Raw genomic sequence first — 13396 nt, forward strand, 5'->3', positions numbered from 1 at the left:
ATTAAAACAGAAGGAGTAAAAATGGCGCACATGACAGACGAAGAAGCAAAAAGGTTGGACGAGAAATGGACAAAAAATCCGCCTAAACCAGGACCTAATGGAACAGGTTATTTCACCCAATGCAAAAAGACCGCCCATACTATAACGATTGATAATATTACCGCCAATTATCTGAATACAAAAGCCATAGCCGATCATAAAACTCCTTCCCAAATCATCGGTGAAATGGTACAGGAACGGATTGCCGCGTCAGCATAGACAAGTGTTATCGAATTTACTTTCTGAGTGAACAGCCCCTCATTAATTGAGTAATTTAACCAAAAACATCGCGCGGCCTTTGTTCTTGCCGTCTATAATGCCGAATTTGCGGAAAATATTTGTTACATGAAAAGCGATGGTGCTGTTGGAAATAAAAAGGCGCTCTCCAATCTCCTTATTGTCAAGCCCTTCTACCATTAGACGGGCAATTTCCTTTTCACGTTCCGTTAAACCGCATGAATTGAATATCTTTTCACGCGCGGATATGGGATTAGCCGTCTTTTCCAGTAACGCGCTTTTATCTTTAAGTTCCCTATTCTTCAAGAAGGACATTCGGAATAACATAAATATGATTGACAATGCAAGGATTACCATGCCGTATCTGGTTAAATCCAGCGAGTAGTGCATGGCAAGAGAATCAGCAAGATCAAAGATTACGGTTAAGACGAAAATGGTAAAAGAAAGCAACAGATTCCCCGGATATGTATTAACCAATGTATCGGCGAACTTTTTGCCTTTTTTCAATTCGCGGTTAAATGGGAAAATTATGTTATAAATAAAAATCCACATCATTGCCAAAATACTTGCGACTTGCCAAACGCCCGCCGCTTCGCTTCCGTAAGTCCGTGAAAAAAACAACTGGGACACCGCCAAAACCGAACAAAAAACGCCGTATATTTTTGTAACGATAAAATAACGCCCATTGCAAAGCTTGTCCGTATAAGCCATAAGAGCCAGTATCATGAAATAAAGCGTAAAGTATTCCAGCTTCATCAAAACGGCGGTATTGTGGATAAATTGATGTACCCAGTTAGTCCGCCACAGATAATACAAACCCATGCCAAATGTAAAAATTCCGCATGTTATGTTGTAGCGGTTCTCGCGGAAAATTGCGAAAAACAGAAAGTGGTATATCCCCAGTATGGCAAGTATTGATATAATAATTATTTGGTCAGTCTCGTTATGTTTACGCATTACATAATTGTAGTCGGCGATATAATAAGGAAATTGATATGTAAAGCCGGTTGTATAATCGGTTGGATCTCCAACAATGCAGAACACAAGAACATTTTTGCCTTTTTGCAACAAGCTGCTGTTTATGGGAACGATTACGTCCCGCTCGTAGTGTTCTTCCGTGATACGCCCATCTGACAAATGCATTTCCTTCTTGATCAGAATTCCGTTTAGATATATTTTCCAGTTAATGCCGATAGACGCAAGATACAAGCATGGAATTACCGGCGCGTCATCGTCCGATAATGACGAGTCCAATGTAAATGGAATTACAAAAGTCCATTCCTGCGGCGGCCTCCCCCAAGGCGACAGAAAAGGGCGTTTAGGCAGTCCGGGAAAACCCAGTCTGCGTATGACGGCGTTTGTCCATTTATCCCTAACCTGCCATGAGCCGTCCTGTAGATCGGGAGAAACAACATCGGAATAGTTAAAATCAGCCTTAACGTACAGTGGAAATTTCTGCAAGTCGATAAAAAACCTGTTTTCCTGGGCAGGGAGGAACGAAAGAAGAAAGAAGAGAGAAAAAAGAAAAAAGCAAGAGGCTCTGGGAGGCTTACATCTTGCCGATAAAACGGCTAAAAAGCACCTAGAATCCATTCTAGTTTTCTCCTTTCCATACGAATTCTAAACCATTACAGGTATCAAATGGAGATAGTTGTGGTATATAGAAGAATATGAGCAAAAGAACAATATCAGGGTTGAAAGTGAAGGAATTTGGTCGCGAATATAGGGAATTTTTTGAAGAGTGTTGCGTACCTCGCTCTGACCGCGGCGCGGACGGCGCTGAAAAAGGCACGACGAAGCCGTGCAGATGGATAATGTGGCACAGCGTGGCGCTAAAAAAAATCCCCATGTTGTATAAATGCGCCGAACCTTTTGGTGAGGCAGTAGCGCCCGGAGGGATAAATCCCGCCTCATTTTGTTCATCTGGGGTACGCTGTTCGGCGCCGGGGCGTTTGGATTTTGTCCATCTACACGCCTTAAACGGCGTGCATGATCTGCCCCCCCCCCCCCCCCCCCCGGGGGGATTATATGCTGGAAATCTGATAAAAAGTTAATTTCCCATTTTTTTTTTTATATTATTAAAATTTATAAAAAAAAAATAAACATTTTAGAAAAAAACATATTTGTAAGATTTATTGTGAAAACAAAGTTTTGTATAAAAAGTCTACGAAGGAGCCTGTTGTATAAAAGGGCCGCAACCTTTTGGGGGGGAGGAGGGGCCCGGGGGGGTAAATCCCCCCCCTTTTTTTTCTTCTGGGGTACGCTGTTCGGGGCCGGGGGGTTTGGTTTTTGTCCACTTACACCCCTTAAACGGGGGGCAGGTTTCCCCCCCCCCCCCCCCCCGGTGGGGAATTATATGCTGGAAATCTGATAAAAGAGTTAATTTCTCCATTTGTTATTTATTATATTATAAATTTCATAAAAAAACAATACTCATTCTGGAAAAATACCGGATTTCCGCATTTTGTTGGAAATTACGGTTTTTTGTATAAATCATTAGTGAAGGAGTTTTAGATGAAAAACACAAGAAAAGTATTAGTAATTATCGCTCTTATAGCGGTAATCGGTTTCGTAATCCTGCCTTTTACGGGGTGCGATAACGGAACGACAAAAAAAACCCTCACCGGCATCGAGGTAACGACACCGCCAACAAAAAACACATACGACATTGGCGAAACGTTAAATACTGACGGCATGGTAGTAAGGGCGACCTACAGTAACGGCTCAACAGAAATAATCGACAACGGCAAACTGACAATCAGCGCCCTTGATTCCGCAACTGCGGGAGAAAAAACCATTACCGTCATTTACAAGGGAAAGACGGATGAATTTAAAGTAACTGTTAGAGCGCAAGTCATAGCCCCTGATCTTGAAAGCATCGAGGTAACCCTGCCGACGAAGGTCAGGTACAACTTGGGCGAAGACCTTAATCTTGCCGGCATGGTCGTAACGGCAACCTACAGCGACGAGTCGACGGCGGCGGTTACCGGCTATACTACGGATACCAGCGCCTATGACAAAAACGCGGTTGGACATCATAAAATTATCGTAACCTACAACGGCAAAACCGCCGAATTCACTGTTAATGTTATTGACCCAACTATTCCAACCGTTGCGAAGCCCACGGCATCACCGGCTGGATTTGGACTATATACCGAGGTGCAAACCGTTACCTTAACCACAACGCCATCTGACGCGAATATTTACTACACTACAGACGATACGGAACCCACAGATGAAAGCACTTTATATGACGGGCCGATTACTGTTGACAAGTCAATGAGAATAAGAGCCTTTGCCGTTAAGGAAGGCTATAACGACAGCGACGAACTGAATGTGACATATACTCTGCAAGTTACAAGACCATATGCATCAGTTCAACAGGGAACATACACCAGGGTGCTAGAGGTTACCTTATCAGATGTAACTGAAGGCGCGGCAATCTACTACACCATAGACGGAACAAATCCCTCAGCTTCAAGCACGTTATATACGGGAGAGATCAGCATTAACACGACAACTACATTGAAAATCATTGGCATTAAAGCCGGTTGGGATAATTCGATTGTATTGTCGGTTACCTATACTTTAAATTTACCCTTTACCACCGCGCCTGTTCTTGAACTTGAGCCGGGTAATGGAAAAATCATTTACACATGGACAGCCTCTGCTCCCGAAGCTGACAGTTACGACGTGTACTGGAAAGAGGGAGAAAACTTGACTGCGGCGGCTATCAAAGACGGCGGCACGAAAATTACCGGCGCGACAAGCGGCGGAGAAATCACCGGTTTGACCAATAACACGGCATACAGCGTTTTAGTAACTGCGATCAAGGCGAGCTATGCAAACAAGGATTCGGAAGTGGCATCGGCAATCCCGGTAGCCCTCGTTTATAACATCACCGGAAGCGGCTCATCATTTACTGCTACCAAAAACGGCGCGGCATTTGGAACCACAGGAGCGATACAGTCAGTCATTGACGCTATCAAAGCCGATGCTGCGGGCAAAGACTGTATCATAGATTTCGGAGACGGCACTACCGCGCTAGACATCGGCACGACTCCCCCAAGTTTTAGCGGTACAGGCTGGGGGAACTTTGTAGAACTGAGCGGGAAAATAACAGGAAGCTCGACAGGTACAACCACTGGTACTATAGTCATTGCCGACGCTGTTTCAATAAACAGCGTTGCGGATATAGAAAACACCACCACTACAGGTGTTGCAGTATACCACAATTCCACGGGTACCTTACACATTACCGGCGGTACGGTGGCAAACATTTCCAATAATGCAACTGCCAGGGCGATTTATAACGCTTCCACAGGCGCGGTAAACATCTCCGGCGGCGAGGTTAAAGCGGATACGGGTTCCGCAGTGTACAATGCTTCCACCGGCAAAATCACCGTGTCTGGAACGGCGAAGGTTACCTCGGCAAACGTATCCACAACCGCCGCTACCAGTGGCACGATTAGCATTCAAAGTGCTAATACCGCTATCGACCCACGGCTTGTCATTGAAGGCGGCACGGTAGAAAACACCGCCACTGGCTCCAATGGCAGAGCGGTTTTTAACAATTCTACAGGAGCAGTAAACATTTCAGGCGGCACGGTTCAAGGAAATACAGGCAATGCGATTTACTACACTTCCACCGGCGCTGTAAACATCTCAGGCGGCGAGGTTAAAGCGGGTACGGGTATCGCGGTGTATGTCAGTGGCGCCGGCAAAATCACCGTGTCGGAAACGGCAAAGGTTACCTCGGCAAACGCGGCCAATAACACAGGCACGATTTATCTAGCTAGTTCTTGCATCCTTGAAATAAACGGCGGCACGGTAGAAAATACCGCTAATAACAGTAACGCCATGGTGATTTTTAGTTATTCCACCAGTACGATAAACGTTTCAGGCGGCACTGTTCAGGCAACAGGGACGAGCAACGGTTATGCGATTAATAACTATCTTGCCGGAGGCAGTGTAAATATCTCCAGCGGCACGGTTTTGGCGACATCGGGTACTGCGGTGTACAATTATGCCGCCGGCGCGATAAATATTTCCGGCGGTACGGTTTCGGCGACAGGGGGGACATCAAGCAGGGCTGTGACCAATTATGCCGGAGGTACGGTCACTATCTCAGGCGGCACGGTTTCGGCGACAGGGGCGGGCCATGCGGTGGCCAATAATGCCAACACCGGCGTGATAAATATTTCCGGCGGTTCGGTTTCGGCGACATCTGGCTACGCGGTGTACAATTATAACGCAGGCACGGTCACCATCTCCGGCGGCACGGTTTCGGCGACATCCGGCTCCGCAGTGTACAACAATACCACAGGCTCGGTAACCATTTCCAGCGGTACGGTTTCAGCGACATCCGGCTATGCGGTATACAACAATAACACAGGCAAAATTACCGTGTCGCAAACGGCAGGAGCAACTTTAATTACTTCGGCAAATACAACCGCCGCTCAAGGCACTATTTTCTTGAATGCGCCTACATCGGACAATACCAATTTACGTCTTGAAATAACAGGCGGCATAGTGGAAAACACCGGAGCCAACGGCAGGGCGATCTACAACGCATCCAAAGGCGCGGTTACGATTTCCGCAGGCACGGTTCGGGCAATCGGAAGCGGGACGGTCTACTCGGTGTACGGCGCTAACGCAACGCCCGGCGAGTTGACCATCACCAGTCCTCCTGCGGTGATTGTAGGGAATACGTTTCCGAAGCTCTTTACCGACGTGCCAGCCCTTACCCTAGTACCGGGTAACGGAACAATCGCCTACACATGGACAACTCCGACTATCACGCCTGACAGTTATGATGTGTACTGGAAAGCCGGAATCCTTTCCGTGGCTGATGTTAAAACTGGCACGAAAATCACCAACGCAAGCAGTGGCGGTACAATCAACGGCCTGGCCAACGGCACGACGTACAGCGTTGTAGTAACGGCGAACAAGGCTACATCAAGCGGAATTGATTCGTCTGATTCATGGGTGCTGGCGGCAAAGCCCGGCTCGCCTTTATACACCATTACCGGAAGTAGTACAGCGTTTAATGCAACAAAAAAAACAAGTACAACCGCAGAAACCGTTGGAACGGCAGACCAACCGATCCAGACCGTTATTAACGCAATACGAACCGATGCCGCCCAATCCGCCTGCATTATACAGTTCGGGGACGGAAGCTCAGTATTGGACACCGGCACTACCGCCGTCAGTTTTAACAATACTAACGGAACATGGGGTACGGTTGAGATTAGCGGGAAAATAACCGGAAACAGCGCAACCGCAACCATAGGCACTATAGTTATTGAAGGCAGCGTTTCCATAACTAGCGGTGCGGATATAGCAAACACCGCCGCTAGCACAAACGCCAGAGCGATTTACAATGCTTCCACAGGTAGCGTAAATATTTCAGGTGGCACGGTTCAGGCGACAGGGACATCGGGCAAGGCGGTGTACAATTATGCCGCTGGCACCATAAATATTTCCGGCGGTACGGTTCGGGCGACAGGGACATCGGGCAGCAATGCGGTTCACAATTATGCCACCGGCACGATAAATATTTCCGGCGGCACGGTTCAGGCGACAGCGACAACGGGCAATGCAGTGTACAATTATATCGCCGGCGCGATAAATATTTCAGGCGGTACGGTTTCAGCGACAACGGGCTCTGCGGTGTACAACGCTTATTCCTCCACCGGCACGGTATCAATTTCAGGCGGCACGGTTTCAACGACAACGGGCTGGACGGTGTACAACGCTGCTAACACCACCGGCAAAATCACCGTGTCGCAACCGACCGCAACGGCGACGTTGATAACATCGGCAAACACAAACACAGACGCTTCGGGCGGCACGATTTACATTACAGGCGGAACCGATAATGTCGTGCGGCTTGAAATTACCGGCGGTACGGTACAAAACACCTCGACCGGTACTAACGGCAACGCGGTGTCCAATGAATCAGCCAGCGCGATAACAATGAGCGGTGGCACTGTTTCGACAACTGCGACAAGCGGCAGGGCGATTCTCAACTACAGCACCGGTACGCTGACCGTTTCCGGCGGCACAGTCTCGGCAACGGGAACCAGCGGCAGGGCGATTCACAACGAATCCACTGGTACAATTTCGATTACCGGCGGTACGGTTACGGCACCCGTAAACTCGACAGCCTACGCGATTTACATCAATGATGCGAAAGCATCGGTAACGGTAACAGCGCCGCCTGCGGTGATTGTAGGGGAGAGATACACAGCGCCGTAACAAGTATTGAATAGAAAAGGAGTAGGGAAGAGGGAGCGGACAACGCGCCCTCTTCCCTTTTTTTTAATTATTTCCAGAAGATTTTCTCACAAAGAACACCAAGAAAGAGAAGGGCACAAAGAAGAATTAAAGGTTGTTATACGTTGTCTTATCATGAAGTTGTCAAGCATAGATTTCGGACGACAACCTCCTTTTCCTCTTTGTGATCTTCTCCCCCTTCGTGTCCTTTGTGAGAATTTTTTCGGAAAAATCTAAAATAAAAGTGTTGTTAAAAAATTGTAAGGAAACGCAACTCTCTTGCTCTTTTCATTTTTCTTTTGCTTTGTTATTCTCCTTGTAACCATTGCAATTTTGTAATACAGTAATAATATAAGGATAAATATGGCAGTCATAGAAAGAATTAATACTACTCAAACTGTTCAGCAAAAAGGAAGGTTTGACGGAAAAATACCATTTATCACTTCTCTTATAGTTTCAAGTATTGAAAGCAAATACTTAAAAAAAATATATCTTTTTGGCTCCTATGCGTATGGGGAACCGAATGAGGACAGCGATATAGATATATGCGTAATAATAAGTAATGATTATGATGATTGGAAAGCGTATATGGACATAAAAAATAAATTTAGAGCTAATAAAATAATTCCTTGTGATCTAATAGTTTCTACGGAAAAAACGGTAGAAGACGCGATAAAAATGAATGAAAGATGCGTGGAAAACACTATTTTAACGGAAGGAATTTTATTGTATGGGAAATAAACCGGTAACAGAGAGTTATGACAGCTTATTTGACATGGGCGAGAAAGATATATCAAGTTATGATACAAGCCCAATGTAAAAAGCACCTAGAATCAATGGTAAGCGCATGGTGTTTTGATGAGAAAGAGAAATTTATGAGTCTTAACTTTTCCACCTTTTCTTTTTTTTAGGTAGTGCACATGATACCTAACACCGCTTTTATTCCTTGCCTTTTCGCTCCAATAACCGTATATTTAAAGTATAGAAACAGCCCTGCTCATTGTGGGTATTTCCATCAGCATAGCCGATATTCTGCAGGAGATTATAATTTGAATGAACCCCAAACACCCAAAAAAATTCTTGAATCCTTATCTAAAACGTTTCATCGCCGCCGTTACCTGTTTTTTCTTCTTCTCGCTTTCATCGCAGGCTGTCTTCTCGCAGGACTTTTCTTCAATAGACAACGATTTGCAAACATTGGAGAACTTGATAAACGATACGCTAATCAACACGCAAGAGCAACAGAAACTATTGGAAGACTTGAAACTGAACTTGAGCGAGAGCGAGATATTAATCGCCAGTTACGAGAACATAATAACAGAGCAAGAAAACTTGCTGGCGAACTTACGGGAACAACTGAACGCAATGTTAGAAACCTACAAGAAGCAGTCAGCCTTATCGGCGATATACGCACAAAGCTCAAAGTTCTGGCGGACTTTTACGCTAATAGCGATCCCGGTAACGGCGCTCATTAGCGGTTTCGTAGTGTGGGCGGTGAAGTAACAGAAAAAGAAAAAAGAAGAGAGAAGAAAGAAAAAAGGGAAGAGGGAAAAAGGATAAAGGTTCATGTCATAAGACGGCGACTTTTTTCCTTCTTCCCTTTCGTTTTGTGAGAGCGAGGGAAGAATTTACTGCGAACCACATTCACCTGACCACTAAAAATATTGATTATATTTTTGCTTTTTAATAATTTGTTCATTGAAAGATATTTCTTGTTCTTGTATATAAATTTATATTTTTAGCGGTCAGGCAGGTCTAACCACTAATTTTTTTTTCGTTACTGAAAAATTTTTCTACGTGAGCGGTGGCGCGAAACCCGCCCGGCGACATTGATGTGGAAACTCAACCGAGATCGTAGGTCGAGGTTCCCCTCTTGAGCGCCGATCCAGCCACGCCGAGGCGTGCGTAATCCGCCGTCACAGCCACTAGGAACTGAGCATGCTTTGCGCCGCGCTCACGGGGGAATATTTATGAGAGAGGGAAAAACAGCATGATTTTTGGCGATGGCGAATATGACCGGGAAATGGATATAGCCGTTAACCGCAGGGAAGCTTGGGAAGACGGCAGAGAAGAAGAACGTAAGTATTTCCTTGAATTATTAGAGCAGGGTTTTACTAAAGAGGAAATTAAAGAACGCCTTCAACAGAAATAAAAGACTTTTTAAGGAAACATGGTTCGGAGGTATATAATATATTTATTACCTCCGAACCGTGTTCTTGCAAATATTTCTTCAGTATGTTGTTCTCTATACAGTATTCTATCACAGGTTTTATTGATTCATCAAGTTTATGTCCGTTTTTTCGGAACTCTTGAAGCTTGTCAACAAAAATACTGTAGTTGTCCAGCGTCTCGCATTTTTTCAATATTTCAGAATTATGCCCCTGATTTATGTTATATACCTGCGCTATTAATTCCAGAGGTGTTTTATCTATACCCTTTAATTTTAACCCTTCAACGTCCATGAAAGCGTCTGACAGTTTCAATTCCGAATAATCGGGATAATTTTCCATGCCGTTGTACAAGACGATAAATTCCGGCCTTGGAATTTTTATCATTTTTCTCTGATACTTTTTTCCAAATCGATCATTTTCTCGTAAATCCGCCCTGAGTATTCAAACAGGCGCAATGGCAAATTTTCACTAATGGTAGACTGATGCTCAATTAGCACGACAAGGCGGTTGTCGATTAAGAAAGAGATGTCATTTATCTGCTTCATGAAAAGGACGCCTGAAAGTGTGTTAATTTCGATGGGTATATCCGGCGAGATGGGGATACCTTCGATAGCCGAGTATAGTTCCCTTAGAACGTCCGGTGTGCTGAACAGCGAAGAGAATACGCTGTTCTTGTGGTTTCTGTTAACATTTTCCATAGAGGTCTCCATAAGATAGTTTTTTCCCGAACCTTCAAAAGAAGGTTCACTATATATGGCGTGGACTTGCCATTTTGCTTGACCGAAAATGAAAAAAATTGAGATTTATTTGAAGAATTTCACGCAAAGTTCAAGATGGACTTATTGTCAGTACTAGAATCCATTATAGTTTTTTCCTTTTCATACGAATTCTAAACCATTACAGGTATAAAACAGAAAAAGCAGTGATATATAAATACCATACACATTATCCCGTTGGGATAATTTCTGCCAATAGAGGCAGATAAATCTTCGTGATTACCTGTCACTATGGGCAGGAATCACTTCGGACTAAACGTCCAAAGGAGTTTTCTATGAAAAACTTTTTTAAATTTCTTGGGATTATCGCTTTAACAGCGGTAATTGGATTCTCAATGGTTGCTTGTAACGATGACGATGATAAAGGCGGCGGCGGCGGTGGCGGCGGTAGCAGCAGTGGGCTGACTATTCAAAACATACCAAGTGAAATAACAGGGTATGTTATAGGAACGGCGATGGTTGGTACTCCTCCTCTTTATTTGATCGCAAATGACCCCTATGTTACCAGTGGTACTCAAAAAGGCTCCGCAATTACTAACGGCACAGCAAAGCTCAATGCCTTTAGTGCTACATCGGGATCGGGTAATCCTAAATTCACAGGAACAGCAACGTATACTTCTACTAATTATTTTACTATTTATGTAGTTTCAGCAGAAGAACCCTGGACATCAGAAGGGTTTTCATATGCAAAACCCGGAGTAACAGTATCCCCAGCCTATGGGTATACGCTTAAAGCTGGCAAAACAGTGCAGTTTACTAATGGAAACGCAACGTTAGACTGGGCTGATCTTGAATCAAATTAATTAAACGCCCTTCTTATTATTGGAGTACACGGAGGAAGAGAAGATTCTCGTACCAAGACTCCGTGTCCTCCGTTACTCTATTGCTAAAACAGATAAAGAATAATACTCTCAATACATGATTGCAGAGACAGTAATAGAAGCGCTCATTGCCGAAACAATTCAGGAAAACAACTGGCATTTGTATTTTCAGTCGGGTTCCGGTTCTTGTTTTATAGACAGACATGGAATTAATTTTTTTGAAAAGACGCCTTCAATAACTGGTTGTTTGGCAATTCTTGATTTTAATGGAGAACGGTAAATTATGGAAATAAGAGTAAGTAACTTGGGCGATATTCTTATGTCCCGCCCTGCCGGACGGGAAGCGTTTTTAAAGGCAAAAGCCTATGTTTTCAAAGAAATAAAAACAGGTGAAATTATTCTGCTTGATTTTGACAACGTAAAAGTATTGGCGCCGTCATGGGCCGATGAATTTATTTCCGGTATACAAAAAGACTATGGAAACGAAGTACAGTGTATTAATACGGAAAACCCATCTGTAAAAGCGTCCCTCAAAACGGTTATAGGCAATTAGCAATGAGCAGTGAGCAAGGAGCAAAGAATAAATACATTGCTCACTGCTCACTGCTCATTACAAACTTTTCCAATAACCGGGAGTGAAAAGTACAATGACAGTCCACAACTCCAATCGCCCTGCGATCATCACAAGCGAGTATAGAATTTTAAGATGAGGTTGAAAAATACTGTAATTATTATGCGGACCGATTATGCCAAAGCCTGTTCCTATGTTGCCTGTAACGCAAAGAGCGGTACTGAAAGATGAAAAAAGATCGAACCCCGACGCGGCTGTCGCAAGAGTCGTTATAGCGACGATTATAAAGTAGAGAAAAATAAAACCCGCAACTCCGTACACTACATCTTTGCGTCCGACTTTTTTATTTAGCTGGATGCTAAAAACTCCCTGTGGGTAGAGTATGCGCCGGAACTCATTTATTGTTTGCTTAAAAAGTACCGACCAGCGTATTACCTTAATGCCTCCCGCAGTGGAACCGGAACAGCCGCCGATAAACATAAGCAGAAAAAGAACCGCCTGCGCCAGACTTGGCCACGCGGAATAATCCGCCCTAGCGTTTCCGGCTGTTGTCAGTATCGACGCTGTTTGAAATGACCCGTAACGCAACGCGCTTCCAAAAGAACCGTATTGAGGAATCAGACTAAAGCTGATTACCAGCGCGGCAATTATAAAAATGGAAAAATAAACGCGACATTCGGTATTATTAAAAACGTCGCGGATTTTTCTCTGAGAAATTCTGTAATACAAATTAAAATTTAACGCTCCAAGCAACATAAAAATTACTGTAACCCAATCAATAAACGCGCAGTTATAATAACCGAATCCGGTATTTTTAGTGCTTACTCCTCCGGTAGACATTATCGTAAAACTGTGGCAAACCGCGTCAAACCAATCCATGCCTCCGATACGGTAAAGCAGGGCGAGGATAATAGTGAAAACGCAGTAAACGCCCCAGAGAATTTTTGCCGCTATAGTTATCCTCGGCGTTATTTTTTCTTTTTCGGGATCAGGCACTTCGGCTTTTATTAGCTGTAGCCCGCCGACTCCGAGAAGCGGCATAAGAGCGACTGTCAGCAGTATGATTCCCATGCCTCCCGCCCAATGGCCTATGCTCCGCCAGAGAATCAATGATCGGGGCAGCGATTCCACGTCGGGAAAAGTTGTCGCCCCCGTGGTTGAAAAACTGCAAGAGCTTTCAAAAATTGCGTCGATTAGAGATATTCCTGATGGAGACAGATAATACGGGATGCTTCCTATAAGGCTGGAAAAAATCCATGTTAAAAATACTAAAAGGATTCCTTCCCTCGGCCTGATGCCGTGTGAATCTTTGCGGATAAAAAGAATAGCAGACAGGGCTAAAACAATTCCTGTTATTAAGGGGATTACAAAAGCCCGAATCATGGAAACTTCGGCTAAAACAATTGATGTTATTAAAGGCGGGATCATAAAGAGCGTTACCCCTCCGATGATGATTCCAAGCAGTCTGACAGTCGCTAAATGTTTTATTTTTTTTCTCATGAT

13 protein-coding genes are annotated in these 13396 nt (G+C 44.4%); 9 read left to right on the forward strand and 4 right to left on the reverse strand.

The annotated features are described in order from the left end of the window. Positions 1-21: 21 nt before the first annotated feature. Entirely contained in the window at positions 22-258 is a 237-nt protein-coding gene (locus tag ACYVRA_RS01040; RefSeq protein WP_461250892.1) for a hypothetical protein, read from the forward strand. Positions 259-300: 42 nt separating this feature from the next. Here the strand turns inward: ACYVRA_RS01040 and ACYVRA_RS01045 are convergent, their stop codons facing one another. Then, complete coding sequence (locus ACYVRA_RS01045) at positions 301-1869, reverse strand: response regulator transcription factor (protein WP_461250893.1); 1569 nt, start codon at positions 1867-1869, stop codon at positions 301-303. A gap of 77 nt (positions 1870-1946) precedes the next feature. Here ACYVRA_RS01045 and ACYVRA_RS01050 point away from each other — a divergent pair, with 77 nt between their 5' ends. The 5 genes from ACYVRA_RS01050 to ACYVRA_RS01070 all read left to right on the forward strand — a co-directional run bounded on the left by ACYVRA_RS01050 (position 1947) and on the right by ACYVRA_RS01070 (position 9706). Next, positions 1947-2330, forward strand: coding sequence for a hypothetical protein (locus tag ACYVRA_RS01050; RefSeq protein ID WP_461250894.1), 384 nt, complete (start codon positions 1947-1949; stop codon positions 2328-2330). Between the two features lie 460 nt (positions 2331-2790). After that, positions 2791-7536 (forward strand): chitobiase/beta-hexosaminidase C-terminal domain-containing protein, encoded by a 4746-nt coding sequence (locus tag ACYVRA_RS01055; RefSeq protein ID WP_461250895.1) that lies wholly within the window; start codon positions 2791-2793, stop codon positions 7534-7536. Positions 7537-7917: 381 nt separating this feature from the next. Further along, on the forward strand, positions 7918-8295 hold the full coding sequence (locus tag ACYVRA_RS01060) for a nucleotidyltransferase family protein (RefSeq protein ID WP_461250896.1): 378 nt from the start codon (positions 7918-7920) through the stop codon (positions 8293-8295). 312 nt (positions 8296-8607) lie between these two features. After that, complete coding sequence (locus tag ACYVRA_RS01065; protein ID WP_461250897.1) at positions 8608-9057, forward strand: hypothetical protein; 450 nt, start codon at positions 8608-8610, stop codon at positions 9055-9057. 487 nt (positions 9058-9544) lie between these two features. Next, the gene (locus ACYVRA_RS01070; RefSeq protein ID WP_461250898.1) at positions 9545-9706 is read left to right on the forward strand and encodes a hypothetical protein; all 162 of its coding nucleotides are present in this window, start codon (positions 9545-9547) and stop codon (positions 9704-9706) included. Here ACYVRA_RS01070 and ACYVRA_RS01075 read toward each other — a convergent pair. Then, a complete protein-coding gene (locus ACYVRA_RS01075; RefSeq protein WP_461250899.1) occupies positions 9681-10109 on the reverse strand; it encodes a hypothetical protein in 429 nt (142 codons plus the stop codon). The two genes, ACYVRA_RS01070 and ACYVRA_RS01075, sit on opposite strands and share 26 nt — an antisense overlap. Then, a complete protein-coding gene (locus ACYVRA_RS01080) occupies positions 10106-10423 on the reverse strand; it encodes a hypothetical protein (protein ID WP_461250900.1) in 318 nt (105 codons plus the stop codon). The genes ACYVRA_RS01075 and ACYVRA_RS01080 overlap by 4 nt, the downstream gene beginning before the upstream one ends. Positions 10424-10776: 353 nt before the next feature. Here ACYVRA_RS01080 and ACYVRA_RS01085 point away from each other — a divergent pair, with 353 nt between their 5' ends. The 3 genes from ACYVRA_RS01085 (at position 10777) to ACYVRA_RS01095 (ending at position 11875) form a co-directional block, all read left to right on the forward strand. Next, a complete protein-coding gene (locus ACYVRA_RS01085; RefSeq protein ID WP_461250901.1) occupies positions 10777-11304 on the forward strand; it encodes a hypothetical protein in 528 nt (175 codons plus the stop codon). Between the two features lie 115 nt (positions 11305-11419). Next, positions 11420-11602: a hypothetical protein gene (locus ACYVRA_RS01090; protein WP_461250902.1), complete on the forward strand. Its 183-nt coding sequence runs from the start codon at positions 11420-11422 to the stop codon at positions 11600-11602. A 3-nt stretch (positions 11603-11605) separates the two neighbouring features. Continuing rightward, the gene (locus ACYVRA_RS01095) at positions 11606-11875 is read left to right on the forward strand and encodes an STAS-like domain-containing protein (RefSeq protein WP_461250903.1); all 270 of its coding nucleotides are present in this window, start codon (positions 11606-11608) and stop codon (positions 11873-11875) included. A gap of 57 nt (positions 11876-11932) precedes the next feature. Here the strand turns inward: ACYVRA_RS01095 and ACYVRA_RS01100 are convergent, their stop codons facing one another. Next, positions 11933-13393: a TrkH family potassium uptake protein gene (locus ACYVRA_RS01100; RefSeq protein ID WP_461250904.1), complete on the reverse strand. Its 1461-nt coding sequence runs from the start codon at positions 13391-13393 to the stop codon at positions 11933-11935. Between the last annotated feature and the right edge of the window lie 3 nt (positions 13394-13396).

The sequence above is a fragment of the Treponema sp. R8-4-B8 genome (assembly GCF_054786175.1).

Coding starts and splice junctions, on each gene's coding strand:
- ACYVRA_RS01060 (WP_461250896.1), top strand. CDS start 7,918: ATGGCAGTCATAGAAAGAATTAATACTACTCAAACTGTTCAGCAAAAA.
- ACYVRA_RS01065 (WP_461250897.1), top strand. CDS start 8,608: ATGAACCCCAAACACCCAAAAAAATTCTTGAATCCTTATCTAAAACGT.
- ACYVRA_RS01075 (WP_461250899.1), bottom strand. CDS start 10,109: ATGATAAAAATTCCAAGGCCGGAATTTATCGTCTTGTACAACGGCATG.
- ACYVRA_RS01040 (WP_461250892.1), top strand. CDS start 22: ATGGCGCACATGACAGACGAAGAAGCAAAAAGGTTGGACGAGAAATGG.
- ACYVRA_RS01050 (WP_461250894.1), top strand. CDS start 1,947: ATGAGCAAAAGAACAATATCAGGGTTGAAAGTGAAGGAATTTGGTCGC.
- ACYVRA_RS01055 (WP_461250895.1), top strand. CDS start 2,791: ATGAAAAACACAAGAAAAGTATTAGTAATTATCGCTCTTATAGCGGTA.
- ACYVRA_RS01080 (WP_461250900.1), bottom strand. CDS start 10,423: ATGGAAAATGTTAACAGAAACCACAAGAACAGCGTATTCTCTTCGCTG.
- ACYVRA_RS01090 (WP_461250902.1), top strand. CDS start 11,420: ATGATTGCAGAGACAGTAATAGAAGCGCTCATTGCCGAAACAATTCAG.
- ACYVRA_RS01070 (WP_461250898.1), top strand. CDS start 9,545: ATGATTTTTGGCGATGGCGAATATGACCGGGAAATGGATATAGCCGTT.
- ACYVRA_RS01045 (WP_461250893.1), bottom strand. CDS start 1,869: ATGGATTCTAGGTGCTTTTTAGCCGTTTTATCGGCAAGATGTAAGCCT.
- ACYVRA_RS01095 (WP_461250903.1), top strand. CDS start 11,606: ATGGAAATAAGAGTAAGTAACTTGGGCGATATTCTTATGTCCCGCCCT.
- ACYVRA_RS01085 (WP_461250901.1), top strand. CDS start 10,777: ATGAAAAACTTTTTTAAATTTCTTGGGATTATCGCTTTAACAGCGGTA.
- ACYVRA_RS01100 (WP_461250904.1), bottom strand. CDS start 13,393: ATGAGAAAAAAAATAAAACATTTAGCGACTGTCAGACTGCTTGGAATC.